The organism is Aliivibrio wodanis (assembly GCF_052920805.1).
The window spans coordinates 1,509,393-1,535,260 of sequence record NZ_JBREXA010000001.1; the positions used below are offsets into that span (position 1 = coordinate 1,509,393).

Below are 25,868 nucleotides of genomic sequence, written 5' to 3' on the forward strand. Positions count from 1 at the left end.
GATGGTAATAGTTTATGGTGAATAAGATAATTTTGTAAAGAAGATTCAAGGATAGATATGACATTAACAATCTGGGTTTCACTTTTTATGGTTTCATTATTGGGCGCAATGTCTCCAGGCCCGAGTTTGGCAACAGTGGCAAAACATACCTTATCGGGTCGGCGGGTTAATGGTATTTCTGCTGCATGGGCTCATTCTATTGGTATTGGTATCTATGCATTTGTCACTGTGATTGGTTTAGCTGTTGTACTGAAACAATCTCCAATGTTATTTAAAACAATTAGCTATTTAGGTGCCGCGTATTTGGCATATTTAGGATATGGAGCATTACGGTCAACGGGAGGGATTGCAGCGAAATTAGAATCTGGTAAACAAGTGAGTATTCTTGAGTCGGCAAAAGAGGGTTTACTTATCTCTCTTCTGAATCCTAAAATTGCGTTATTTTTCTTAGCGTTATTCAGCCAATTTGTGGCTGTAGGTAATGATCCATTAGATAAAGCAATCATAGTGATTACGCCTATTATTGTTGATGGTCTGTGGTATACAATGATTAGTTGTTTAATATCCGCACCTAAAATTGTTGATAAGTTGCGTACTCAAGCAAAGTGGATTGACCGTTTATCTGGTGTAGTGCTTATTCTTCTGGCTATTCGAGTCGTGTTTTCTGCGTAAAATTAGTTCATCTAAATGCTTATTTTGTGTAATTTAAAAGAGGAAGTGGACTTAAAAGAAGAGTTCACTTTTTTATCCAATAGTTTTGACTTAGTATGAGCCATCTCAAGCGTATAGTTCTGTAATTTTATACGTAAAGTCATTCTATTTTTGTTATTTAAGACATAAGGTTTCTCATGACATTTCAAGCTGCAATTTTCGATATGGATGGACTGCTATTAGACACAGAACGTGTGTGTATGGGGATCTTTAAAGAGGCGTGTGAAGCTCAAAATGTTCCATTTATTGAAGAGCTATACCTTTCTATCATTGGTTGTAATGCGAAACGTATTGAGCAACTGTTTCGTGAAGGTTATGGGCCAAGTGTTGACTACCCTGCATTAAATCAAGAGTGGAGAGTGCGTTACACTGCTGTCGTTAAGCACCAAGCGATCCCTGTAAAAGAAGGCGTTATTGAGCTGTTAGAATGGTTAAAAGCCAATAAAATTCCAATGGCAGTTGCGACATCAACACAGCATGATATTGCGATTAAAAAATTGGAATTAGCAGGACTTGATGCTTACTTTGATGTACTGGCCACAGGTTGTGAAGTTGAGCATGGTAAACCACACCCTGAGATCTATTTCTTAGCGGCGGAGCGTTTAGGCATGGCAGCTGATACTTGTCTTGCGTTTGAAGACTCTAATAACGGAACTCATGCAGCCGTTGCGGCGAATATGATCACCTACCAGATCCCTGATTTAGTAGAACCAAGTGCAGAAGTGATTAAGCTTGGCCATCAAATTCTGCCTTCTATGATTGATGTGTTGGTTGATTTGAAAACGCGTAAAGCTTAAGTTGGTTTTAAATTAACTAATACTGAAATAAAAGAAAGGCGACTCACTATTTAGTACGTCGCCTTTTTTAGTTCTTGGAAGGTATTAATTTAGTTTTTAGCTAATAGTCCGTCTAATTTAGGTTGAAGGATTTTTATCCATGTAGCGTAAGCCCTTGCATTTAAATGTAAGTCATCACAGGTAAATTCATTTGATAATAACTCGTTAGGGCTTAAAACTTGATTGACGTTTAAATAATGAAAGTTGTTTTGTTGGCAATATTCCTCTAAACGTTCATTTAGTTCTGTGACTTTTACATTCAAGTGGGCTAATTTGTTGCCGCAATATAAGGTGCTTTGCACTAACACGGGGCAATGATTTTCTTGCCAATAAGTAAGCATTGTCGTGTAGTTTTCAAAGACTGAATCAACAGAGAAGCCTTGAGACAAATCGTTGATCCCTGCCATAATCGAAATAAGCTTAGGCTTTACAGCAAGTGTTGTATCAATTCGACGCAGCATTCCAAAAGTGGTATCACCAGCAATTCCACGGTTTACGTGAGTGATATCGGTAAAAACATCTTGCCATGGGCCCCATTCGGTAATGGAATCTCCAAATAACACAATATCGACTTTAGGCGTAAAGGTTTGGTGAGAATCAACCAAATGAATATAACGACTCATACTATGACCTCGATGTGCAAGATCTATCTCTTGGCAAAGAAAATTTACTTTATCTGTAGGTTCTTTAATCGAATCTAGTGTAGGTAGCAGTCCTTCTATTTGTGATATTAGAGGACTAAGTTTAGTTGTAAGCTGTAGTTCTTGCTTAATCTGTTGTAATTCATCAATTATAGTGTAAATAGAAGTAGGTTTAAGCTGATGAAAAAGCTCATATAAATCAACAGAATCATTGTTTAACATATGTTGGTTTAATAGGTGTTCTTTTAATGTTTTTTTCATAAGCTGCTTATCTTTTTATTACTTGGTAAAAGTATGCTCAATTTCATCTAGCATCCACTCCATGATATTACCCATGCCACTGTCTCTACGTTTTACAACACCCATCTCAACTTGTAAAGCATTTGGTATGTTGTAAGTGGATAATGTAATCGTTTGGTTTTTATACCACTCAGATTCAATCACATGCTCTGGAACTAAAGCCCAACCAACGTTGCGTATCACTAAAGCGGTAATATAGTAGTAACTATCGATATACCAATGATTGGCAGAAATAGCTTTTTCTTGGGAGTGTCCGACGCGATCACGAATAACCAACTGTCGATGTTGATTCAATTGAATTAACGTTGGTTTTTCTGTTTGAGCCAAAGGATGTTGTGGAGAAACGATTAAAGAGTGATTAAATACACCAAGAGAAAGATATTCTAGCGAATCAGCAAGTTGATTAATTCGAAACATAAACCCAATGTCCGCTTTTTTTTCATCTACCCATTTAGCAATATCATCTTGAGAGCCATTAATGATTGTTAGTTTTAATAATGGATATCGATTCGCTATCTTTTGGAAAAAGGCTTCAAAAATATCAATCGGGACCGCTTCATCAAGTGCGACAGTAAGCACAATTTCTTCGCCAGTGGCAACGGTATCTGCACGAGCTTGTAAGCGTTCACATTGTTCTAAAATTGCTTGAGCCTCAATAAACATATCTTGGCCATCTTGGGTTAATACTGGTAAACGAGCACTTCTATCAAATAGGTCAAATCCAAGATCTGCTTCTAAATTTGAAATGGCGGTACTGATACGTGATTGAGCTTTCCCTATTTTCCGAGCGGCGGCAGAAAAAGAGCCACATTTTACCGAGGTAACAAAAGCGTTGAGTTGATCTAAAGTCCAATTCATTCTCTCTCGCCTTTTTGTAAACGTATATGGCGATTGGAGCAATTTGGTGAAGGCTTAGGGTTAACGGTTCTTTTTTCTGACAGTAAGTGCCTAACCGCTAATATTGGATGATGAAGTAACATTCGTGGACCAGAAAAGCGCATCACCAAACGCATTTGTTCCTTTGGTTCAGGCTTATAGCAATGAATAGGGCAGGTATTACAAGTAGGTTTTTCTTCTCCATATGGACAGCGATCTAAGCGAATTTCTGCATAATTCATTAAGCTTTCACACTCTTTACATAGTTCTTTAGAGTGATGATGTTGACAAAAGATTTCAATCATTGCTGAAACGGTTTTAAATTCCGTGTTGAGTTTTCCAATAAGAATGTCACTTGTTTTCATATTACACTTATCCACGTAGCCATGAAGTTAGTAATTATAAAGTGAGAATTATCAAAGAGGAAATAATAATCAATAATAAATCCCCCTTCTTCATTGTTTTGGCTAAAAGGGTGATGATTAGGAAGTTTCAATTTATGAATGAATGTCTTTATTTTTTGCTTAGCTATTAATATTGGAGTGATAGCGAGAATAAATAAAAGTATCATGTATTTTATATCTCTTTAGAGGTATCTACATATATAAGAAAGGTAATATTAAATGGATTTTGTTAATTCAACGTTTGTTTTTTGTTATTTATCGCAAAGCAGTAAGTGGTTTGTTTATCATGAAATATGATTTTCTAGGTTGAAATTATAGTTGTAGTAAGTGTTTTTTATAAGTGAAATCGTGATATTTATTATAATGCGATGATTTTATGTTTACTTATTTCGCATGAAAACTTAATGAATGTCTTTTTTTATTTAATGGTGAATACTACTGGATATCAAGTCAGACCACTTTTCAGTTTTATTTTAAATTATATATTTGACTTTAATATCAATTAGTTGCGCTGTTGTTATTGATGTGGGTATTAGTAGTTGTTAATAGATATATTGTTTTGTGTAAATTTTCATTTGTTAATGCACCGAATTTATAATATGCTCAATAGCATTGAAATCATCAATGAATGCATGAGTTTAATAATAGAAACTGATCGGTGTGATTAATAAATTTAATTACTGTTTTTTAGATAGGGATTATAACTAGTGCACATATTGGTTGGTCTATTATATTCACTTTAGTTACCCAAAAAATAGCTTATATAGCATGATGATATTAAAAATACTTCAGCATTTACCGAGGGTTTTAGAAAGTCCATAAATGTTGGAAATAAAATATACTAGTGATACTGAGAAAAAGTATAAAAGAACAGCCATCTACGAAGTCTACAGCGTTTTGTAGGTGAATATATTTTACTAAAATAAGGGAAAAAATATGGCGAGTATTTACATGCGTATTGAAGGTGTCGATGTCAAAGGTGGCGCGACGGTTGAAGGTCTAGAAGGAACGGGTTGGTTTGCAGTTTCTTCTTATTCTTGGGGTGGTGTGCGCAATGTAGCGATGGACATCGGTAATGGTAATAATGCCGATGGTGGCATGGTTGCATTAAGCGAAGTAAATCTAAGCAAGCAAGTTGACGGAGCATCTGAAGATTTACTTTCTTACCTATTTAACCCAGGTAAAGAAGGTAAAACGGTTGAGATTGCATTTACTAAACCAGAATCAGATGGTTCAGGTGCAAAATTGTATTTCCAAGTGAAATTATCTAAAGCTCGTCTTGTTTCTTATAACGTAACAGGCAGTGATGGTTCTCAACCACAAGAAAGTATTTCACTATCTTATGTTGAGATAGCGCAGAAGCACAATTACGAATTAGATGGCGGTGAAGTTAAAGATGGCGGCATCGTTAGCTATAACTTACCTCAAGGTAAGCTACTGTCTGGCGCTAAGTAATCTTCATAATTAAGTACCTTGTAATGAGGTACTTTTTATTTATAAGCTCTTACTATCTTATGGGTCTAGATAATGTTCATGAATTTGTGAGTGTTCTAATTCATTAGAAGAAAGCTAAAAGTATAGGTACACCGATAGGAGATGTATTATGCCTACATGTAGTAACCAAGGTTGTAACATTGAATTGTCCTGGACGATTTCACAAAAAGGATTGGAATTACCTGACAGAATCGAGCGATTTAAGATTTTTGAGGTTAAGGCTGCACTACAAAAAATCCTGTCTGAAGCATTAAATGGCAAGAAAATGCCAACTATTAATAATAATATAACAATTAATGCATTATGCCCTGATTGTTGGACTGAACAAGCTCGAATTTGGGGGGATGTCAGGACATATGCAGCAGCTCGCGCTAAAACAGATGTAACTGGTGTCTATATGCAAGTGGAAAGTCCTGCATTTTTTACATTCGAAAAACCTGATCCTGCTTCAATCTTATCGTGTCTGATCCATGAAATGATGCATATATGGTCTCACAATTCCTGTGGTCTTCAAGATTATAACCGTACTCTCAATGTTGATTGGGATGAAGCAGCAGCCGATTTATTTGGTTATCTTGTTTTTAAGGAATACTACAAGAGTCAGGGGAAAAAATACATTACGCCTTATAATGAATATGCAAAATGTATTGGCGCAGCAAAAGACTCTGCAAAAGTACAATTTTCCCGTAAGTTTTTTTGGAATAAATTGGTTTCACAAAGTGATTTACATATAGATAAAAACCCTTTGTCCGGTGATTTCCCAGAAAAATTAATTATTAAACTCTCGGAATTACGAGCGGCAACACCAGAAATTCCCGAAAGTCTAATTAAGGATAAATTGGCTGAATACCTTGCTAGCAACATGCTGTATCCAACGATGGCCAACTGTTTTTTCTTTGGACCACAAGCAATACCAGAATCCTGGGGCCAGGATTTCAATAGTTTCGTTTCATCGAAAGGCATTAAACAATTGCTTAACTTAAGCCAAACTTTCCCACCTTATGATGGTAATAACAAAGCACATGATATTAGTTGATAGCAGATACTAAATACATGAAATAAATTACAGGGATTGTGATTATACTTGCTGTGCCTTATCTTCCGAAATCTTGAATAATAATTCAAATGAAATTATTCACCTCTCTCCCTAACTATTTTCTAATACCAATTCGAGTAAGTATTGAGTGCGTACTTATCTGGCTTGGTATTAGAGCTTATGATATTTATCATTTTGACTAACTAGGCAGGTTTAGTTTATCTGTATTGGTAGATAATGAACCGTTTATATTTAATTTTTTATTATGGTTAATATCAATTGAATCAGAAAGTTTTATTAAATTGGCTATATACTGAAATAAACATGGTATGTTAGTCCTGCATAATTAATGAATAAATGGCAGTCTTTTAATCGGCTACAATGCCATATAATAAAGGAATGATAATCACAATGACTCAATTATTGCATGAATCCCGTCCTCTTACGGTTAAATTAGCTGATAATAAAACTTATATTGTGACTCAGCTAGAGTGCGATGAAGTATTATCTAAAGGAACAAATTTTACGCTTTCGGTGGCGAGTAATAATGAGATTGGTGATAAAGCATTAGGTAAAAGTGTTGATGTTACTTTTCAGCAAGAGGAAGAGGAACGTCATTTTTTCGGTTTAGCGATTAGTATTGAATTAGTAGGTTATAGTGAGGAAAAGTCATTATTCTTTTATCGAATTCAAGCTTCAGATCCTCTCTCGCTCCTAGCGTATCGCCATAACCGCCAAATCTTTCAAGATATGACGACAAAACAGATTATAGATAAAGTACTCGGTGAGTCTGACTTTAAAAGTTATTTTAAATTTTCAGTCTCTGGAGAGGGGCAAAAACATAAGTATTGTGCTCAATTAGATGAAAGTGATCTCTCGTTTGTGCAACGCTTATTGTCTAGTGAGGGATGGCATTATCATGTTGATCATACTGGCAGTAAGGCCATTGTTATTATTGCTGATTCAAACCAAGGCTTTAAATCGATAGAGAAAAGCTCAGTATACTTTCAAGATGGAAGTTCAGATCCTGAGCGAGTTGTGAATACGTGGCAACTGAAAACTAGTATTGGAACTGCTAAGCTATCATTAGCTGATCATACTCAGGAGTTGGCTGAGGTTTTCAGCAGTGGTGAGCGTAAAAGTGAATTCACTCATTCACCTACATCACTTTCTTCTTATCATTATGGGCAGGGATTTACCGATAAAGGTGATATTCGTTCTGCTGTAAAACGCCAAATGGAAGCATTGGATATAGGAAAGACTTTAGCTACTTCCGAATCCTATATTGCCGCCCTTTCTTGTGGTAAACGCTTTAAGTTAGTTAAGCATCCAGTTGGTAGTTTTAATCAAGAATATGTAATTTCACAGGTAACTCATAGTATTAATTGTGATGAGTCAGGCAGAGGAGTGACTTATCAAAATTATTTTCAATGCCTTACAGCATCATCACCATATCGACCAGTATTGTTGCCAAAACCTCAAATGCATTCAGTCCACACAGCTACAGTAACTGGCCCTAAAGATAAAGAGATTTATCGTGATGAGATGGGACGCATTAAAGTCCAATTTCATTGGGATCAACAAGGCAAAGAAGATGAAAATACATCGTGTTGGCTTCCCGTTTCTCAAGGGCTAGCGAGTAAAGGGTTTGGAATGCAGTTTGTGCCACGTATTGGTGATGAAGTACTTGTGCAATACATTGATGGAAACCCTGATCAGCCTATTGTCGTTGGTTCTATTTATAATAAAGCAAATACCACACCTTACTCTTCGGCTTCTCAAAGTGGGATTAAAACGCGTACTACGCCAAAGGGCAGCAGTAAGCAAGGTAATGAATTGCGTTTTGAAGATCAAAAAGATAAAGAACATGTATTTCTCCATGCTGAAAAGGATTTTTTACTTGATGCAAACAATGATTGGATAACAACCATTAAAGGGAAGCAAACAACAACGATAGAAAAAACATCTGATCTATTAGTAAAAGAAGCACTATCTCTTAAAAGTGAAAAAACAATAGAGATAAGCAGTAAAGATAATTGGTCTTCAAGCAGTGACAAAGAAGTAAAACTAAATGCAGGCTCAAACATGTCATTGGAAGCAAAATCCTCTGTGACGGTTGATGGCAGCTCTATTGCAATTACAGGAAAAAGTAAAATTGAGCTGAAAGTCGGTGCTAGTAAAATAGAAATTAGTGCTAGCGGTATTAAGATCGATGCCCCACAAGTCAGTATTACAGGGAAAGCAAAAGCGGAAATGAAAGCGGCAATGGTGACTGTTGAAGGTCAAGGAAAAGCGGATATCAAAGCTGCGATGGTTACTCTTAATGGAAGTGCCATGACTCAAGTAAAGGCTGGTGCTATGGTTCAAATCCAAGGCGCAATTACGAAGGTAAATTAATGAAATTGTTAAAAGTTCCATATCAAAAGGCTCAAGATATTTTAGCGCTTTATTCTGCTAATGAGGATTTTTCTAAATTAGCAGATGAGACGATGACGCCCTATTCATTGATCCAAGCAGCATTAGAGCAGTCATTACATGCTGATGTCGTTTGCTATTTAGCTCATGCCCTTCCTGTTCGTGAGGCTGTTTGGTGGGCATATTGTTGTTCAAATAGCCGAGAAGATTGGAGCCCTCAAGAGTGGGATGCTATTCGTGCAGCAAAAGTATGGGTACATGCACCCGATGAAACAAATCGTCGTTTTGCAGAAGATATGGCACTTAAATCGGGTCTTGATTCTGGTGCTGGTTGGGCTGCACAATCAGCATTTTGGAGCGGAGGGAGTATGACAAGCCCTAGTGATCCAATTGTACCTCCCCCACAGTATTTATATGCCCAAGCCGTGGCTGGTTGTATTAATTTAAGTGCGGTTTTGCCTGATGGTGAATTCGCGATAGAACGTTACCAGCATTATATGGACATTGGTTTTGACATTGCTAAAGGTGGTAGTGGCGATATTTAGGAGAATAAGATGTTACCAGCAGCTAGAGCAACAGATATGCATATGTGTCCAATGCAGACTCCTGCTATTGTACCTATTCCACATGTAGGTGGGCCTTTATTACCCTTACCTACAACTGTTTTAATTGGTAATTTACCAGCCGCTACTTTAGGGCAAATATGTATTTGCGTAGGTCCACCCGACAGCGTAGTAAAAGGCAGCGCAACGGTACTTATTAATAATAAACCAGCAGCTCGAATGGGAGATATGACAGCTCATGGGGGAACTATTATTATGGGAATGCCAACAGTACTAATTGGAGGTTAGGTTGTTGTTATTTTACGTTAAAAAATAACAACAATGTGTTCGTTATATTTTGTTCATTATTAAAGGGTGTTATTGGCAAATATATTAATAATCAGTATGTATATTGTCTGTTTTTAATTTTATTGCTGAAAATACACCCTAGTTTTTATTCTTTATTTTCATTTCTTATTTATTACTTGCCAATTTTAACTCATAACGTGATGAATATTCGCGTGAGTTTTGTTCAATAAAAAACAGGCCCCCGTACTGAATATCAAGTCTGACCACTCTGTGTTTTTTTATTTTTAAAATATTAATTGACTTTAATATCAGTTACTTAAGTTGGTGCTAGGTTGTTGTTTATGATATGTGTTGTTAATGATTGTAAATATTTGTGTATTTATAAGTTTGTGCATTCATTATATTTATAATAAGCTCCAATATATCGAATTTATTAATATGTGGTTTGGGTGATTAATGGGATTTACACAAGAAAATATTCTAGAGCTACAAAATCCTATTACGGAGGACTTAACGTGCGGAGTCTATTTAAAAGTAGATAAAAGCGCATTTCGCCCTCTACGTAATGAATTTAATGTTGCTCAAACCTCTTTGCGTAAACTTAGTCAAAACCCAAGCAGTCAAGAATTAGAATCTCTTCAAGACGAAAATAATGAAAATTGGCAAGCTCTATCTACTAGCCTGATGACAACTTTTCAGAATGTCACAAGAGATATTGAGCTCATTGGATGGTATATCGCTTCTCAAGTGCTACTTGATAACTCACTTAGCAGTGTTGCACATTCAATGAATTGGCTTGCTGAATTATTAGATCAGCAGTGGGATGCAATAAATCCTATATTGCCTGAAGTAAAACTAAAAAGTGACTCAGATATTGGGCGTCTCGCTGAGCAATCTGAAGCGAAAGTTAAGGCGTTCTTCCAACTGCTTGGTGATAGTGAAGAAAGTAGCTTATTGTATGCACCGTTATTATTACAACCGTTGGTTGGTGATATTACATTTTATGATTTTCAAAGCGCAGAGCGTAAAGGCGAACTAAGCCAGCTTAAACAACAAGCGACCTCATCAATTACTCACCATCGTAATGATATTCAACAGCGATTAGAGAACGTAACTGCTTGTCTTTTTCAAATAGACCGTTTAATCACTATCACAGCTACCTATACGAAAAAAGCCAATATTAGCGCGCCTAATTTTAACTTCGTGAAAGCCTTGTTTACTAAATATAACAAGGCACTGCAGCAGTTATCTGGAATGAAAACTGAAGTTAATGTGGCAAATAAACCTCAGATAGAAAAGCAACCACCTACCAGCCAATCAGTGAGTATGGAGACTAGTGAAAACGTTATTTCACCAGATGTCACTGCAACTGGAACTCAAACGAGAGCTTCATCTACACCTCTGATACTAACAGCAGATAACTTATCTCAGGCTGGTTTAGCAAATAGTATGAATCGTGATTTAGCGTTCCATTTACTTCGAGAAGTGTCTGATTATTTCCGTCAAAGTGAACCACATAGCCCAGTATCGTTTTTGTTAGAGAAAGCGATACGTTGGGGGTATTTATCGTTGCCTGAGCTACTACAAGAAATGATGGCTGAGCAAGATGGCGATAATGTAAGTAAAATTTTTAATGCCGCAGGATTAAATCACCTTGAACAGGTTTTGCTGCCAGATGTGAGTATTCCACCTAGTGACATTAAAAAGACTTCAACATCTACTGAACGTTCTTCTTTTTCTGAACCAGTAAATGTTGACGATAAGGTATCTCAAACATCTATTAATGATACTGAACTAAAACAACATGAAGATCAGTCATCTTCGGGGCCTACAGCGCTTCGTTGGTGAATATGTGTGCTTAAAATAAGGAAGAAAAAACATGGCGAGTATTTACATGCGTATTGAAGGTGTCGATGTCAAAGGTGGCGCGACGGTTGAAGGTCTAGAAGGAACGGGTTGGTTTGCAGTTTCTTCTTATTCTTGGGGTGGTGTGCGCAATGTAGCGATGGACATCGGTAATGGTAATAATGCCGATGGTGGCATGGTTGCATTAAGCGAAGTAAATCTAAGCAAGCAAGTTGACGGAGCATCTGAAGATTTACTTTCTTACCTATTTAACCCAGGTAAAGAAGGTAAAACGGTTGAGATTGCATTTACTAAACCAGAATCAGATGGTTCAGGTGCAAAATTGTATTTCCAAGTGAAATTATCTAAAGCTCGTCTTGTTTCTTATAACGTAACAGGTAGTGATGGTTCTCAACCACAAGAAAGTATTTCACTGTCTTATGTTGAGATAGCGCAGAAGCACAATTACGAATTAGATGGCGGTGAAGTTAAAGATGGCGGCATCGTTAGCTATAACTTACCTCAAGGTAAGCTACTGTCTGGCGCTAAGTAATCTTCATAATTAAGTACCTTGTAAAGAGGTACTTTTTCTTGCTATTTAATTTATAAACGAGGACACAGCTATGGCTTTGAATTCACAGCATAAGCGAGTTAGTAAAAACCGTGTAAGCATTACTTATGATGTTGAAACAAACGGCGCAGTAGAAACCAAAGAATTACCATTTGTTGTTGGTGTTATTGGCGACTTTTCTGGACATAAACCAGAATCAGAAAAAGTTGATTTAGAAGAGCGCGAATTTACTGGTATCGATAAAGATAATTTCGATATGGTTATGGGTCAAGTAAACCCAACACTCTCTTATAAAGTTGATAATAAATTAGCGAGTGATGATAGCCAGTTTGAAGTGAATATGAATTTCAGCTCAATGAAAGATTTTCACCCTGAAAACGTGGTAGAGCAAATTGATCCACTGAAGAAATTAGTAGAAACACGTAATCAGCTTAAAGTTTTATTAAGCAAAGCTGATCGTTCTCGAGATCTTGAGCGATTACTAAAAGAAGTCCTACAAAGTACAGATGCAATTCAAGGCTTAGCGCAAGAATTGGGTTTGAATAACGAAGGAGCAGAATAATGTCTACAGAACAACAAACTACACCACAAGGTGCTGTAGAAGCGGAAGCATCATCAGTTAGTATTCTTGATCGTGCAATTACCGCTACAGCTCAAACGCCTGTTGATACAACAAAAGAGCTTTTGAGTATTCTGACTTCACAAGCACTTGACGGTACGGTGACATGGGATAAGAATTTAACCCTAACTATCGAAAAAGCAATTAGTGCAATTGATACTAAAATTTCTGAACAACTTTCATCTGTTATGCAAAACAGTGATTTTCAGAAATTAGAAGGTACTTGGCTTGGCTTACAAAAACTAGTTAAAAATAGTGAGCTTGGACCAGACCTTAAGATTAAATTAGCAGACTACACCAAAGATGAGTTGCTAGAGCAATTTGAAGATGCTCCAGCAATCGATCGTAGCCGCTTCTTTACTATGGTTTACCAAGAAGAATTTGGTACGGCCGGTGGTCAACCTTATGGTGCTTTGATTGGTGATTATGAGTTTGGCTATGGTGACGAAGACGTTGCTTTATTGCGTTATATGGGCGAAGTCGCTTCAGCTTCTCACGCTCCATTTATTGCAGCAGCAAATGCGAGTATGTTTGACTTTACAAGTTACGCAACATTTTCAGATGGTAAACCTGTCGCTGCAGGTTTTGATTCTCCAGCATATGCTAGTTGGAATGCTTTCCGTGCAAGTGACGATTCTCGCTATGTGGCATTAACTCTGCCTAAAACAATCGCACGTTTACCTTATGGTGCTGAAACTGTACCTGTTAAATCATTCGATTTTGAAGAATTAAAAACGCGTGATAATGGTCAACAAATAGTAGGTTCAGATAAAGATTTTGTCTGGAGTAATGCGGCGTATGAATTCGGTTTACTACTAACACAATCATTTACTCAATTTGGTTGGTGTACTGCAATTCGTGGTACTGAAAATGGTGGTAAAGTTGAGAACTTACCAAACTTTACTTATTACTCAAATGCAGGTGATTTACTGCAACAATGCCCAACTGAAGTTAATTTGACTGATGAGCGTGAAAAAGAGCTGAGTGATCTTGGGTTCCTTCCATTAGTTCACTACAAAAATACAAATTATGCTGTATTTATGGGTGCGCAAACGGCTCATAAACCAAAGACTTATACAGATCCAGATGCAACGGCAAACGCAGCTATTTCAGCGCGTTTACCCTACACAATGGCAAGTAGCCGTATCGCTCAATACTTAAAAGTAATGGGTCGAGATCGTATCGGTTCAAACATCGATCCTAATGATGTTGAAAAAGATCTAAACACTTGGATCCACCAATACGTTAATCCAAATGCGATTGGTAATGAAGCGAAGGCGCGCCATCCATTAGTTGAAGCAAAAGTGACAGTTGAAGAGCAAGCTGGCCGTCCTGGAGCATATTCTGCTGTGGCATATCTGCGCCCTTGGCTACAGATGGAAGAATTAAGCACATCATTACGTATGGTTGCGAATATTCCTGGTTAATCATATTCGGGGGGAGTATCTCTCCCCGAACTGTTTTGAATTGGATAGTTAATGAATACAATCAATCAATCAATAACGATTCCATCAGAGCTAACAGACTTGCCTTGGGAGGAATTATTATCAATTTCTCAAAAAGGTGACACTGCCCAATTCAAAGCATTGATAGCTAAATTGATCGCTAATTTAGATCATGTAATTAGTGATCAACTTTCAACGATCATGCAACACAAACACTTTAAAAAACTGGAAGCAAGTTGGCTTGATCTTCAGTTGCTAACAGAGCGACAGGTATCACAGCGACGAGTTAAGGTTAAAGTGTTAGATCTAAGTTGGAGTATGGTGTCAGATGATCTTAATTACTCGTTTGATATAAAACAGACTGCTCTATTTAAAAAAATATATTCCAATGAATTTGACACTGCTGGTGGGACTCCTTTTGGCCTTGTTGTTATTGATCATAAAATTACGTCTGATTATGGTGAAGATGAGAACCATGATGATCTTTACACTTTGCAACTATTATCAGAGCTTGCAGAGCGTTCATTATGTCCTGTGGCATTAGGAGTTGATGAATTCTTCTTCGGTGATGACCCTAATCGTCAACTCCATGATAATGCGAGAGTAAAGCGAATTTTAGATAGTCGTGATTTTCTTTCATGGCAGTTACTAAGAAATAAATCATCTTCTCGTTTTTTGCATTTGGTTTTACCTGAATATTTGCAACGTCCCCCTTATCAGAATTATGCTGCAGGGTTTCTTTTTACTGAAAGCAATCATCGTGATAATGCACTTTGGGGAAATAGTGCATACCTACTTGCGGGAAATGTTATTCAAGAGTTTGAACGTATTAGCTGGTTTGGTTTTTTACGTTCATACAACGAAACTGGTACATATGGTGCGATTATTCAGCATGATTCACCACTTATAGCTAAAGTTGATATCTATAATGAAGATGATGGTTTTTGGGCAGAACAAGGTTTTGTTCCATTAAGCAGTCTATATTTAACTGAGCAAAAAGGATTCTTTAGTAATCAATCGGTTTGGAAAGCACCAACAGAAGAGCTACGAATGTTGGGGATGTTGCAAACTAATTTAATGGCATGTCGTTTCGGACACTATATTAAAGCCCAGATCCGAGACCAAATAGGCCGTTACGATAGTATGGAAGATTGCAAACGCGGCTTAGAGAATTGGCTAAAACGTTACATTAGCGAAGTGGACTATGGAGAGGACTCTGTTATGGCCCGTTATCCACTAAAAGCGTGTGAAGTACGTATTAAAGAAGATAGCCAAGACAGTACACGCTATTTATGCGAAATCATGCTTCAGCCTCAATATCAATATGAAATGATGGATGCTCAAGTGTTATTAACTACCTCTGTATCAGATCAAGAAGTGGGAGAATCCTCATGAGTTTAATGGCGAAATTAACTCAATCTTGGAGTAATGATATTGATGCAATGCGTGATGCTATTATCGATAATGTATGTGACCTTATCTCTAGCCGAGCTCCTATTTGGGCAACGATAGAATCGTCAGATGAGTTAGCAGACACGATTGCGCATATTGGTTTACGCAACATGACGCGCGCACAGAGTAAATCTAACAGTGATGTGATCATTACTGATATTACTCATTTAATCCGTCGTTATGAGCCTAGGTTAATTGATGTTTTAATCGAAATTGAAGAACAAGAAAAATCAAAAAATCAATTACAGTTTCGTATTTCTGCGGTGATGTTATCTGACCAAGGTGAAGAGGCCATTGTATTGGATTCCTTTTTGGATTTAAGTCGAAACACATTGGATGTAAGGAAATCAAATTTTGTCTGATACATTACTGTCATATTTTGAACAAGAGCTGCGTTTTATTCGAGAAGAAGCGTCGCAATTTTCAGCTCGTCATCCGGGAGCTGCGGACGCACTCGGCATAAGAAAAGACAGTATTGATGATCCTCAAATAGCTCGTTTAATTGAAAGCGTTGCTTTTTTGAATGGAAAATTACAACAGCGTTTAGATGACTCTTTTCCAGAGTTTACTGAAAGCCTTATTCGTTTGCTTTTTCCTCATTATTTACGCCCAATTCCTTCATATAGTTTACTTGATTTTGTGGTTGATAATGATACTAATGCAACTCACCATATTCCTACAGGGACTGAATTTGAAGTTCGTGATGAACAGGGCAGTAGTGCTGTATTTCGCACAACAGAAGAAGTGGCACTTTTTCCATTAAAAATAGAAAAAGTAAATGTATCTTTTGCTCCGTTTGAATTAGCTAAACCAAGAGGTGCAGAGCAATCAAATGCTTTGATAGAAATATCTATATCAGCTGTAGATGACACAGTAGCACTGTCTGAGTTGTCTATTGAATCATTAAAGCTTCATCTTAAAGGTGAAACTAATTTTGCATTGCGTTTGTTTGATCTTCTGTCACAAGGAACATCTCAAATTTGTGTCTCAGAACAAGGTAAAAGTTGTGAGCTGGGGCGAAATTCGATGGAACCTATTGGTTTTGATGTTAATGATACGATTCTTCCTTATCAAGCAGCAAGCTTTGGCGGCTTTAAATTATTAACTGAATTCTTTATGTTTTCTGAACGATTTAATGGTTTTCATTTTAACTTTGGTGATGTTTTAAAGCAGATAGACAGTCATCAATTTAAGCTTCAGATATTTATTGATGAGCTAAGTGTTGATTTTGCTCGAAGCTTATCTGTCGAGCGTTTTTCGCTATTTACTACACCTATAGTGAATTTACATCAAATGGTTTCAGATCCGCTTGAGGTTGATTTTTTTAAAAAACAGTACCCAATAGTACTTGATGCAAACCAAGGGCATAGTTTAGAGCTATTTTCTGTTGATGAAGTCATGGATGTTACGCAAGCTGAGCCTGCAAAAATTGCTCAAATTTACGGTGAAAAGTTTAATGGTAGTGAATCAGGATTACGTTGGCAGTTGGTGCAGACTTTACATGAAAATGGCTTATTAGAAAGCGGATTAAAAATAGCAGATCTTGAACATGTTAGTGCTGAAAGCGAACCTCAAACGTGGTTAGTTACTGCAACCGTTACTGATGGTATGGCTGCTGGGCATTTATCATTACTCAGTAGAATAGAGTGTCGTGAATCACTAACCATTCCAGCTAATATCCAATTATTACGCCGTCCATCATTACCTATGCGTAGCAAAGAAAGCAATAAAAATGTATGGGCTTTATTGTGTCACCTACATTTTAATTATCATGCGATTTTAGGCTCAGACGATCCTGTAGAGACACTTAAGAATGTCTTTGATTTGTATAACCATAATCAAAACTCACAAAATCATGCATACATAGAATCTGTAACCTCGATTGAACAAGAACAAGTGGTTGCTCCAATTCGAGTTTCAGGAAAAACGTGTTTTGCCTATGGGACGAAGATAGTGATAACTCTTGACCCAACCAATGTTAATGGAGGGATCTGCTTATTTAGTCATCTGCTTGATCGTTTCTTTGCATATTTTGCAGGGTTTAATAGTTTCACTCAGATAGATATTAAGCTAAAAGGACAAGATGATCTTTATATGAGCTTTCCAAGGAGGGCTGGATGCAAAAATCTGCTGTAGTACGTTTAAATAATAATCAACAGGATGTTGAGTTAGATAAAGCGTGGCAGCTATTTAAGCATCAAGCTGAGTGTAATGGAGTTCGGCCAAATGTGGCTTTTAGTGCAGAGCAACTGCCAGCATATTATCAAACTCAAGTTACTGAGGTGTATAGTAACAAGAGCGGTCGCTATGTCATCAAAACCCCTCTAGCAGCTTTGTCAGGCTGCAAAGGTGCGATACCAAGACAAATGTATCGTCAGGCATTGAGTGCTCAATTTGATTTGGGTGATGAAGCTCCCGTTGATTTTTTTGATGTCTTTAACAATCGTTATTTTCGTTTGTATTGTCAAACAGAATTGAAGCATGACCTAAGCAGTCAAGCCGAGGAAGAAACTTTTACATGGAATAAGCATCAGAAGTCTCTTACGACCATGTTATCGAGTTTGTGCGGTCTTGGAGAAAATAACAACACGATCCCAAAGCAGCATTTAATTCAATATACCGGTTTATTAGGTTTGAAATTAACGTGTCCGTTTACGCTCAAGTTGTTGTTAGAAGATTATTTTGATGCAGAGTTTGTTATACAAACAAGTGAACTAGAGTATCAACCTCTAACTCCTTGTTCACTAACTCAGTTAGGTAAAACAGGACAGAATAGACAGTTAGGTATGGGGGCACTCGTTGGAAAAAGTGCACCTATGGTTGGCCAAAAATTACATATAAAAGTGTGTCCACGAAATTATCGTCACTATATTAAGATCCGTAGTGATAAAAAAATGATTGGAGCCATTGAACACCTAGTACGAAGTTACATGGGAATTAACATTAAATATAAGCTTTACATGAAAGTGGATAGCCGATATTTGCCAAGAGTCCAATTAACTAGCAGTGCAGACAAAGGCTTAAAAGTAGGTCAATCAGCCTGGATGAACAGTCGTTTAAATAAGCAATTGTATGTTGAAATGCTACTAACAACGAGTTAATAAATTATGATAAATATTGAATTGCAAAGTCTAGTAAAAAGATTAACACCGGACATGAAGGCTTCACTTGAAGCGGCAGCAGGAGAGTGTGTTCAGCGTGGTCATTTTTCAATCGAACTTGAACATTGGTTTGTTCAATTACTGCAACAACCTACGATGGGTTGGCAAAAAGCGGTTGAGCAAGCAGGAATGGCAAGTGAAAGTATTCTTGAGCAACTTAATAATCACCTGTCTAGTTTACCTCGTGGCAATGATACTGCACCGTCACTGTCACCTCAATTAGTTGAATTATTAAAAGACGCTTGGATGATTGGTTCTCTTAATCACGCTCAATTATCGGTGAATGAATTTCATGTGTTAATTGTATTAAAACAAAGGATTGAGCAGGGTGCATATAACGGTGCGTTATCTACTTGGATAAAAAGTTTGTCGTCTGAGTGGCTGAATCGTCAATCGATTACCAAGACGGCATCAAGTCATTTTTCATCAACTTCAGTGTTATCTGGTGAAAACCAAGGTATGACAGGTGCAGAAGAAGGTGATATGAGTACACCCGCTCTTGATAAGTACTCACAAAATTTAACTCAAGCGGCAAGAAATGGCGATTTAGACCCAATCTCTGGGCGTGGTAATGAGATCAGAAAAGCCATCGATATCTTGTGCCGTCGCCGTCAAAATAGTCCAATTTTAGTTGGTGACCCAGGAGTGGGTAAGACTGCTATTGTGGAAGGCTTAGCACAACAAATTGTAGATGGTAACGTGCCTCCGGCATTAGCAAACGTAGAATTACGCAGTTTAGATTTATCACTACTTCAGGCCGGAGCCAGTATTAAAGGTGAGTTTGAGAACCGTCTTAAAGATGTGATTAATGAAATTAAACAATCAGCAACACCAATTATTATGTTTATTGATGAAGCACATACTTTAATTGGTGCAGGTGGCGCAGCTGGTCAAAATGATGCTGCGAACATTTTAAAACCTGCGTTGGCTCGTGGTGAGTTTCGTTCTATTGCAGCGACAACATGGGCAGAGTATAAGCAGTATTTTGAATCTGATGCTGCTCTAACTCGTCGTTTTCAAGTGGTATCGATTGGTGAGCCGAATGAAGATGATGCGATACACATGCTCAGCGGTGTAAAGAAGAGTTTAGAGAAACACCATAATGTAAAAGTAATGCAAGAAGCAATTAATGCTGCTGTTTCATTATCTATTCGTTATTTACCTGAGCGTAAATTACCAGATAAGGCGATAAGCTTATTAGACACAGCTTGCTCTCGTATTGGATTAAGCCAAAGTGCTACACCCCGTCAGTTAGAAGCAGTAGCAGAGCAGATCCGTTATGTTGAAAATGAAATCACAACCTTGAATCATGAAGCGGCATTATGGTCAATTGATGATGGTCGTTTAGAGCAAGTTCAACAACGTTTAATTGATTTGAAAGAACAGCATCAAGAAATAGACAAGTGTTGGGAGCAAGAAAAAACCTTAGTAGCAGAGATCATTGATCTGCAAACAACACTAGATGAGCAGTTTCTAAATGGTGATGATTTATCAGAAAATGAAGATAAAGTCCTTTTAGCAACAAAGATGGCAGAGTTGCATGCAATACAAGGTGAGCAACCTTTAGTTCTTCCTCAAGTGAACCAACAGACCGTGGCGGAAGTGATCTCTTTATGGACCGGGATCCCTGTTGGAAACATGCTAAAAGAAGAAGTTGAACGCTTAATGCATCTTGAAAAGCATATCGGTGAGCGAGTGATTGGTCAAATAGCCCCTATTGCTGAGATCTCTCAAGCGATCCGTATGTCTCGTGCTGGATTAACCGACCCTCGTAAGCCTGTCGGTGTGTTTTTGATGTGTGGTCCAAGTGGTGTTGGTAAAACAGAAACCGCATTAGCGTTAACAGATCTGCTTTATGGCGGTGAGCGTAACATAACCACAATCAACATGACTGAATTTAAAGAAGAACATAAAGTGTCTATGCTTCTTGGTTCTCCTGCTGGGTATGTAGGCTACGGTAAAGGTGGAGTATTAACTGAAGCGGTACGTAAAAATCCGTACTCCGTTTTATTATTGGATGAAATGGAAAAAGCTCATCCTGGTGTTCATGATATTTTCTATCAAATTTTTGATAAAGGTTCGATTTCTGACAGCGAAGGTCGTGAAATTGATTTCCGTAACACCATCATTATTATGACATCCAATGCAGCCGATAGTGCAGTAGTGAATGGCTGTGTTGATGGTCGCCCTTCTATACCAACGTTAACTAAAGCAATTTTCCCTGAACTGCAGAGTTTCTTTAAACCTGCTTTCTTAGGCCGAACAACGATAGTTCCTTATTTTCCATTGAATGACGAAGAGATGAGTAAAATTGCTCAATTATCTCTGCGTCGTATTGAAAAACGAGTTAAGCAGCATTATAACGCGACGTTCGATTATGACACTCAAGTTATTGACTTGTTAGTGAGTATGAATCAGTCACCGGAAACAGGTGCTCGTGCTATTGAGCAGCTAATAAATCGTCAATTAATGCCGGAATTAGCGAATCAATGCATAGTGCGCATGAGTCAATCACAATCTATTAGTGAAGTAGCATTAACTGTTAATGAAAATAAGTTTCAAATAAACATCAAATAAAATATCTGTCAGGTCATGTAGATAGTGGCCTGACATTAATTATAAAAATAATAAATTAATTTTCATTTTGCATAAGAGTTCAAGATAAGAACCGTGCATATTTAGTAATTTTTTAATAGGTAACACTATGAGAACCTTAAACTTTTCGCAAGCACAATTAGAATGGATCCGTCATCACGTACATATTGCCGTGGTGCATGGGGGAGATAAAGCACAACCAGAAGGTTATGTCTTTGAGAATTTAAGTCCGCGCTCAACAAAAACGTATGAAGCGGTGGCTCATGATATGGCAAATGCACTGCGTGAATCAGGTTTTAAATTTATTAGCGTATTCGCTGAAGATATTTATTTGGCTGAAAAACTGCGTAGTGAAAAAGTTGATTTAGTGATCACTAATAGTGGTGGTTTACAAGGTTTTGATTCAATGTGTCATTTACCATCAACATTAGAAATGCTAGGAGTGCCTTATGTCGGTCATTCGCCAATGGTGGCAGGGATCTTAGATAATAAGCACTTGTTTAAGCATGAAATTCAGGCCGCGGGTTTACCTACAGCACCATTTATTACTGTGGGGGTTGAAGAAGACTTTCTTAGTGAAAGAAACCAATATGAACTGGATCTTATTTGTAAGCGCTTTTCTGATGGGTTTATTGTAAAACCTGTGTCTGGTCGAGCGTCTATTCATGTTTATCCAGTTTTTGAACGTAGTGAATTACAAGCCGTGGTTGAGAAAGTACACCAAGCAACGAATAATACCGTCATGATAGAACCTTTCTTAGGTGGTCGAGAGTTTGTCGTAGCCGTTGCTGGAGAGTGCATAATTAAGCAAGGTGAATTTACTCGACTACCAGCCCCTTTAGCGTTCTCTATTACAGAACGAATTTTAGAAGAAGATGAAGCCATTTTCACCTCAATGGACATTAAACCAATTACTCAAGACCGTCTTATTGCAGTGACAGAGGAACCTCTGCGTAGCGAGTTGGCGAAAATCGGTCAGAAAATATTCAATCAATTTGGTCTGCAAACGTTAGTTCGTGTTGATGTTCGTATGGATAATGAGAATAACTTATACGTACTTGAGACAAACCCAAAACCAGATCTTAAACGTCCAAAAGGCGACAAAGTGAGCTTGGTGTGTCACGACCTTGATCGTGAAAATATGAGCTATACTGATTTAATTCAATCTTTAGTATTCAATCGTTTGTCTTTTCTTAAAGCGAAACGTCCATCTGCTTTGGCACACTGCTTAACTGCGCAGTTTGACCTTATTAACGATATTTAGGAGCTGATAGTGGAGATGATAAAACAACACAGCCGATTAGTGCTAGGAGCTATGTTAGTCGTATTCTCCCTATCTTTGATCTTTGTTGTTGGGTATGCGCAAGCACTAAAAAGCTACCAACAACAAAGTCGAGATGCGGTTTTATCACAAACGGAAGCTGCTCGTATTGGAATTGAACAAATTTTAAGTTCAGGTGTACCTTTACAAGATATCGCAGGGATTGAAAAAGTTTTATCACCTATTGTGCTATCAGATCGTTCGGTTGTTGATATTCGAGTTATTTCAGGTAAACAAGAACTTTATCGTTATAAAACCGATGCTCTAGAAGGAAGCCTTATTACTATCCCATTAAGTAACAAATTTACTCAAGTGGGTGCAATAGAGGTATTACTTAGTAACGAAGAAGTCAAAAAAGAGATAGCTAAACGTTTCCAGCCGATGATGTGGTTAGTGGTTTTTTTAGTGATTGGCTTTATTTTTATGATCCTTAGAACTGAGAATCGTAAAATTTATTTTACTGCATTCGGTGTTGTTTTTTTTGCCATGTCCGTCAGCGTTATGCTGCTGGTTGGGGCATTGTATAAATCTGGTCTTGAGAATAAAGCCAACTCAATGGCTAATATAGTAACTCAGCGTTTAGCTCCAGTTCTAACGCTCGGTATTGCGCCGCAAAGAGTTAGCGGAATGGATCAAATGTTGGATAATTTCCGTAGCTCTAATCAAGAAGTATCAAGTATCTTGGTAGAGCATCAAACGGAAGTAATTGCATATAGCAATGCTGAACACAACATGATGCTAGTTGAAAATTTGGCTGAATTTCCAATAATAGATACATTGGGAAATCAAGTGACTATCGCTTTTGACCCTAAGATGTTATTGGTACAATTTTTAGAGATTTTAAAGAACTTTGCTATTTTGTTTGCAGGCTGTGCGTTCATTTGTTTTGCCTTTATTCGCTTATTAAGCCGTGAAGAAACTCAAAGTCATTCTGATCTTGTTTTAGCTCAAGTGAAACCATTACTTTTAGTTACTGTATTAATGGAGGCGTTAATGGCGCCTCTATTACCTCAATACTTAACTGAAATAGCGATTAGTAATGGAGGCACAGAAGCATGGTCATCGTACTTCTTTACACTTTATTTTGTTGGTTTTGCAAGCTCTCTTTTACCAGCATCACGCTTAGTTGAGTTATTTGATATTCGAAGAGTACTTGCTGCTGGAATTGTATTATCTAGCTTGGGCTGTGTACTACTAGCATCAGACAACCATTTAAGTACGGTCTTAATTGCTCGTTTTATTTCTGGGGTTGGTCAGGCTGTTATCTTTATTTCGGCTCAAGGGTATATTTTACGTTTTAGTGATAAATCTAACAAAACTCAAGCCGCAGGTATTATTGTTTTTTGTTTTAATGCTGGATTTATTTCTGGTGCTGCGATTGGAGCATTACTAGCCGATACTCTGGGTATTCAAGGTATCTTTATGATGTCAGCCTTTGTTGGTGTGTTAATGTTTTTATTTAGTTTAGTACTTCCATCAATGAGAATTAAAAATAAAGAGAATGGCAGCCTATTCAATAGCATGAAATTAATGATGCATGACTCAATGCAATTAATTCGTATCCCTTCTTTTATGCGCACCATGTTATTAGTTGGGATCCCAACGAAAATGGTCTTAACAGGCGTTGTTTTTTTTGCTGTGCCTATCTTATTGAGCCAGAAAGGCGTATCAAAAGAAAGTATTGGTCAGGTAATGATGGCTTATGCCTTTTCGGTGTTATTTATCAGTGACAAAATATCCCCACTGATTGATAAATTAGGGTCAAGTAAGTGGGCATTATGCTTAGGTAACATGATAGCAGCTATCTCATTGTTGATATTAGGGTCGGCATTCTCAATGGTTGAATCGAACTATTTTGTACTTATAGCAACGGTTTCAATGCTTGTTATGGGTATTTCTCATGGCTTAATTAATGCTCCAGTGGTGACACATGTCGTGAGTACCGTTCAAGGTAAAAGTGCAAACTCTGTTGCTGCAACGTATCGTTTTCTGGAGCGAATTGGTCATGTCTTAGGTGCTGTGATTGTTGGTCAATTACTGGCTTCATATGGCCAACAAGATGCATTTTGGTTGTTAGGTGCCTTTTTTGGTCTTGCAGGTATTGTGATGTGGTTTTCTGATCGCAGTGTAAACAAGGAGGTGTTGTCATGATAGCTAGAGCTTATTACTTGGTTATATTACTTATGTCCTTAACCGTCATGCCAGTTCTTGCTGCATGGCCAAATTGGCTTGGAGAAGAACTGAGAAATGACGACGTTTGGCAAATTAATGAAGACAAAAATTTCGTTGAGTTTATTCCTTATGCAGAGCACCCAAAAGTATGGGTTTTAGTTTCACGCAAAGCTAAATCGTACGATACAGCTTTGGGAGCAATGCTTAAAGTGTATAAACGAGAACTGAGTACTGCCACATTCAGGGTTTTCTTATTACCTAGTGAACCAGAACAGTTACAACACTTACTTAATCAGGCTGAAAAACAGGCTAGTTTGATTTATACCGTTGGATCTAAAGCGACAGTTGCGGTTCATCAACTTTATGCAGGCGGCCAACTTCCTGTGGTTTCTGTTAACGCGAAAGACCCTGTGTTACTCGGTTTAACCGACACCTATAAAAGCAGTCATAATAACTTTGCTTATACATCGCTTAATTTGCCAGCAAATATAACGTTAAGCTTTTTATCTCGATTTAACCCTGAATTGCGTCAGATTGGGGTGTTATACGCAAAAAGTAATACTAGCGCTTATGTGACTCAGTTTTTACCGTTAAAGCAAGAAGCTGAAGCAAATGGTATTTCTGTATTTGCTATTGAGGTGGATGAAAGCCAATCAGAATCATCATTAGACGCTATTATGAGTAAACAAGTAAGCTTAATGGAGAAGCAAGACCCAAATTTTGAACAGTCATTATTATGGTTAACGGGGAGTTCAAGTTTACTGTCTAGAGTTGATGATATTTATCTTTCATCGAAACAATTACCACTGCTAACAGTTGTACCAAATGCGGTGAATAATAGTGAGCATAGTGCTTTAATGTCAGTGGGTGTTGGTTTTGAGAATAATGCCCATCAAGCTGCATTATATGGCATAAAAATATTACGGGACAACGTGGAGCCTCAGGACTTGCCTGTAGGTTTATTATCACCACCTGATATTTCGATTAGTTTTATGCAAGCTGAGCGCCTTAATACTACGATCCCTTTTGTGTTACTTGAAATGGCTAGTGATATTTATGCTGACAATGGTGAAATGATCCGTTCAGCAGGTATGAGTATGGAGAAGAGTAATCCGTGAAGTCG

At 37.5% G+C, this 25,868-nt stretch carries 22 protein-coding genes; 19 read left to right on the forward strand and 3 right to left on the reverse strand.

The window, feature by feature from the left end; all coding sequences use genetic code 11:
- The first annotated feature begins 57 nt into the window (after positions 1-57).
- Positions 58-672, forward strand: coding sequence for a LysE family translocator (locus ACU5DF_RS06870; RefSeq protein ID WP_446712309.1), 615 nt, complete (start codon positions 58-60; stop codon positions 670-672).
- 176 nt (positions 673-848) lie between these two features.
- Positions 849-1,508: an HAD family hydrolase gene (locus tag ACU5DF_RS06875; RefSeq protein WP_446712310.1), complete on the forward strand. Its 660-nt coding sequence runs from the start codon at positions 849-851 to the stop codon at positions 1,506-1,508.
- A gap of 89 nt (positions 1,509-1,597) precedes the next feature.
- Here the strand turns inward: ACU5DF_RS06875 and ACU5DF_RS06880 are convergent, their stop codons facing one another.
- The 3 genes from ACU5DF_RS06880 to ACU5DF_RS06890 are packed head-to-tail and all read right to left on the reverse strand — an operon-like array spanning position 1,598 to position 3,729.
- Positions 1,598-2,449 (reverse strand): SGNH/GDSL hydrolase family protein, encoded by an 852-nt coding sequence (locus tag ACU5DF_RS06880; RefSeq protein ID WP_446712311.1) that lies wholly within the window; start codon positions 2,447-2,449, stop codon positions 1,598-1,600.
- 18 nt (positions 2,450-2,467) lie between these two features.
- On the reverse strand, positions 2,468-3,346 hold the full coding sequence (locus tag ACU5DF_RS06885) for a LysR family transcriptional regulator (protein WP_446712312.1): 879 nt from the start codon (positions 3,344-3,346) through the stop codon (positions 2,468-2,470).
- Positions 3,343-3,729: a nitrous oxide-stimulated promoter family protein gene (locus ACU5DF_RS06890; RefSeq protein ID WP_446712313.1), complete on the reverse strand. Its 387-nt coding sequence runs from the start codon at positions 3,727-3,729 to the stop codon at positions 3,343-3,345. The genes ACU5DF_RS06885 and ACU5DF_RS06890 overlap by 4 nt, the downstream gene beginning before the upstream one ends.
- Positions 3,730-4,704: 975 nt before the next feature.
- Here ACU5DF_RS06890 and ACU5DF_RS06895 point away from each other — a divergent pair.
- The 17 genes from ACU5DF_RS06895 to ACU5DF_RS06975 all read left to right on the forward strand — a co-directional run bounded on the left by ACU5DF_RS06895 (position 4,705) and on the right by ACU5DF_RS06975 (position 25,863).
- Positions 4,705-5,223: an Hcp family type VI secretion system effector gene (locus tag ACU5DF_RS06895; protein WP_045104242.1), complete on the forward strand. Its 519-nt coding sequence runs from the start codon at positions 4,705-4,707 to the stop codon at positions 5,221-5,223.
- A 148-nt stretch (positions 5,224-5,371) separates the two neighbouring features.
- Entirely contained in the window at positions 5,372-6,298 is a 927-nt protein-coding gene (locus ACU5DF_RS06900) for a hypothetical protein (protein WP_446712314.1), read from the forward strand.
- A gap of 411 nt (positions 6,299-6,709) precedes the next feature.
- Positions 6,710-8,695 carry a type VI secretion system Vgr family protein gene (locus tag ACU5DF_RS06905; RefSeq protein WP_446712315.1) on the forward strand — a complete coding sequence of 662 codons (1,986 nt, stop codon included), beginning with the start codon at positions 6,710-6,712 and terminating at the stop codon, positions 8,693-8,695.
- Entirely contained in the window at positions 8,695-9,258 is a 564-nt protein-coding gene (locus ACU5DF_RS06910) for a DUF6931 family protein (RefSeq protein ID WP_045104245.1), read from the forward strand. Before ACU5DF_RS06905 ends, ACU5DF_RS06910 begins: the two co-directional genes overlap by 1 nt.
- Before the next feature lie 9 nt (positions 9,259-9,267).
- A complete protein-coding gene (locus tag ACU5DF_RS06915; RefSeq protein ID WP_045104244.1) occupies positions 9,268-9,564 on the forward strand; it encodes a PAAR domain-containing contractile injection system baseplate protein in 297 nt (98 codons plus the stop codon).
- A gap of 456 nt (positions 9,565-10,020) precedes the next feature.
- Positions 10,021-11,412 (forward strand): type VI secretion system protein TssA, encoded by a 1,392-nt coding sequence (locus ACU5DF_RS06920; RefSeq protein WP_446712316.1) that lies wholly within the window; start codon positions 10,021-10,023, stop codon positions 11,410-11,412.
- 31 nt (positions 11,413-11,443) lie between these two features.
- Positions 11,444-11,962, forward strand: coding sequence for an Hcp family type VI secretion system effector (locus ACU5DF_RS06925; protein ID WP_045104242.1), 519 nt, complete (start codon positions 11,444-11,446; stop codon positions 11,960-11,962).
- A gap of 70 nt (positions 11,963-12,032) precedes the next feature.
- A complete protein-coding gene (gene tssB / locus ACU5DF_RS06930) occupies positions 12,033-12,542 on the forward strand; it encodes a type VI secretion system contractile sheath small subunit (protein ID WP_045104241.1) in 510 nt (169 codons plus the stop codon).
- Positions 12,542-14,026, forward strand: a complete 1,485-nt coding sequence (gene tssC / locus ACU5DF_RS06935) for a type VI secretion system contractile sheath large subunit (RefSeq protein WP_446712317.1) — start codon at positions 12,542-12,544, stop codon at positions 14,024-14,026. The genes tssB and tssC overlap by 1 nt, the downstream gene beginning before the upstream one ends.
- Positions 14,027-14,077: 51 nt before the next feature.
- Complete coding sequence (locus tag ACU5DF_RS06940) at positions 14,078-15,439, forward strand: type VI secretion system contractile sheath domain-containing protein (RefSeq protein ID WP_045104239.1); 1,362 nt, start codon at positions 14,078-14,080, stop codon at positions 15,437-15,439.
- Positions 15,436-15,858 (forward strand): type VI secretion system baseplate subunit TssE, encoded by a 423-nt coding sequence (gene tssE / locus ACU5DF_RS06945; protein ID WP_045104238.1) that lies wholly within the window; start codon positions 15,436-15,438, stop codon positions 15,856-15,858. Before ACU5DF_RS06940 ends, tssE begins: the two co-directional genes overlap by 4 nt.
- Positions 15,851-17,632 carry a type VI secretion system baseplate subunit TssF gene (gene tssF, locus ACU5DF_RS06950; RefSeq protein ID WP_446712318.1) on the forward strand — a complete coding sequence of 594 codons (1,782 nt, stop codon included), beginning with the start codon at positions 15,851-15,853 and terminating at the stop codon, positions 17,630-17,632. Before tssE ends, tssF begins: the two co-directional genes overlap by 8 nt.
- The gene (locus ACU5DF_RS06955) at positions 17,614-18,597 is read left to right on the forward strand and encodes a type VI secretion system baseplate subunit TssG (protein ID WP_045104236.1); all 984 of its coding nucleotides are present in this window, start codon (positions 17,614-17,616) and stop codon (positions 18,595-18,597) included. The genes tssF and ACU5DF_RS06955 overlap by 19 nt, the downstream gene beginning before the upstream one ends.
- Positions 18,598-18,603: 6 nt before the next feature.
- Positions 18,604-21,234: a type VI secretion system ATPase TssH gene (gene tssH, locus ACU5DF_RS06960; RefSeq protein WP_446712319.1), complete on the forward strand. Its 2,631-nt coding sequence runs from the start codon at positions 18,604-18,606 to the stop codon at positions 21,232-21,234.
- A gap of 127 nt (positions 21,235-21,361) precedes the next feature.
- Complete coding sequence (locus ACU5DF_RS06965) at positions 21,362-22,516, forward strand: D-alanine--D-alanine ligase family protein (protein WP_045104234.1); 1,155 nt, start codon at positions 21,362-21,364, stop codon at positions 22,514-22,516.
- A gap of 9 nt (positions 22,517-22,525) precedes the next feature.
- Positions 22,526-24,724, forward strand: a complete 2,199-nt coding sequence (locus ACU5DF_RS06970; protein ID WP_446712320.1) for an MFS transporter — start codon at positions 22,526-22,528, stop codon at positions 24,722-24,724.
- The gene (locus ACU5DF_RS06975) at positions 24,721-25,863 is read left to right on the forward strand and encodes an ABC transporter substrate-binding protein (protein ID WP_446712321.1); all 1,143 of its coding nucleotides are present in this window, start codon (positions 24,721-24,723) and stop codon (positions 25,861-25,863) included. The genes ACU5DF_RS06970 and ACU5DF_RS06975 overlap by 4 nt, the downstream gene beginning before the upstream one ends.
- Positions 25,864-25,868 lie beyond the last annotated feature (5 nt).

What these genes read in the sequence shown, in the direction of transcription:
- ACU5DF_RS06870 (WP_446712309.1), top strand. Translation starts at nt 58, where the DNA reads ATGACATTAACAATCTGGGTTTCACTTTTTATGGTTTCATTATTGGGC.
- ACU5DF_RS06875 (WP_446712310.1), top strand. Translation starts at nt 849, where the DNA reads ATGACATTTCAAGCTGCAATTTTCGATATGGATGGACTGCTATTAGAC.
- ACU5DF_RS06880 (WP_446712311.1), bottom strand. Translation starts at nt 2,449, where the DNA reads ATGAAAAAAACATTAAAAGAACACCTATTAAACCAACATATGTTAAAC.
- ACU5DF_RS06885 (WP_446712312.1), bottom strand. Translation starts at nt 3,346, where the DNA reads ATGAATTGGACTTTAGATCAACTCAACGCTTTTGTTACCTCGGTAAAA.
- ACU5DF_RS06890 (WP_446712313.1), bottom strand. Translation starts at nt 3,729, where the DNA reads ATGAAAACAAGTGACATTCTTATTGGAAAACTCAACACGGAATTTAAA.
- ACU5DF_RS06895 (WP_045104242.1), top strand. Translation starts at nt 4,705, where the DNA reads ATGGCGAGTATTTACATGCGTATTGAAGGTGTCGATGTCAAAGGTGGC.
- ACU5DF_RS06900 (WP_446712314.1), top strand. Translation starts at nt 5,372, where the DNA reads ATGCCTACATGTAGTAACCAAGGTTGTAACATTGAATTGTCCTGGACG.
- ACU5DF_RS06905 (WP_446712315.1), top strand. Translation starts at nt 6,710, where the DNA reads ATGACTCAATTATTGCATGAATCCCGTCCTCTTACGGTTAAATTAGCT.
- ACU5DF_RS06910 (WP_045104245.1), top strand. Translation starts at nt 8,695, where the DNA reads ATGAAATTGTTAAAAGTTCCATATCAAAAGGCTCAAGATATTTTAGCG.
- ACU5DF_RS06915 (WP_045104244.1), top strand. Translation starts at nt 9,268, where the DNA reads ATGTTACCAGCAGCTAGAGCAACAGATATGCATATGTGTCCAATGCAG.
- ACU5DF_RS06920 (WP_446712316.1), top strand. Translation starts at nt 10,021, where the DNA reads ATGGGATTTACACAAGAAAATATTCTAGAGCTACAAAATCCTATTACG.
- ACU5DF_RS06925 (WP_045104242.1), top strand. Translation starts at nt 11,444, where the DNA reads ATGGCGAGTATTTACATGCGTATTGAAGGTGTCGATGTCAAAGGTGGC.
- tssB (WP_045104241.1), top strand. Translation starts at nt 12,033, where the DNA reads ATGGCTTTGAATTCACAGCATAAGCGAGTTAGTAAAAACCGTGTAAGC.
- tssC (WP_446712317.1), top strand. Translation starts at nt 12,542, where the DNA reads ATGTCTACAGAACAACAAACTACACCACAAGGTGCTGTAGAAGCGGAA.
- ACU5DF_RS06940 (WP_045104239.1), top strand. Translation starts at nt 14,078, where the DNA reads ATGAATACAATCAATCAATCAATAACGATTCCATCAGAGCTAACAGAC.
- tssE (WP_045104238.1), top strand. Translation starts at nt 15,436, where the DNA reads ATGAGTTTAATGGCGAAATTAACTCAATCTTGGAGTAATGATATTGAT.
- ACU5DF_RS06955 (WP_045104236.1), top strand. Translation starts at nt 17,614, where the DNA reads ATGCAAAAATCTGCTGTAGTACGTTTAAATAATAATCAACAGGATGTT.
- tssH (WP_446712319.1), top strand. Translation starts at nt 18,604, where the DNA reads ATGATAAATATTGAATTGCAAAGTCTAGTAAAAAGATTAACACCGGAC.
- ACU5DF_RS06965 (WP_045104234.1), top strand. Translation starts at nt 21,362, where the DNA reads ATGAGAACCTTAAACTTTTCGCAAGCACAATTAGAATGGATCCGTCAT.
- ACU5DF_RS06975 (WP_446712321.1), top strand. Translation starts at nt 24,721, where the DNA reads ATGATAGCTAGAGCTTATTACTTGGTTATATTACTTATGTCCTTAACC.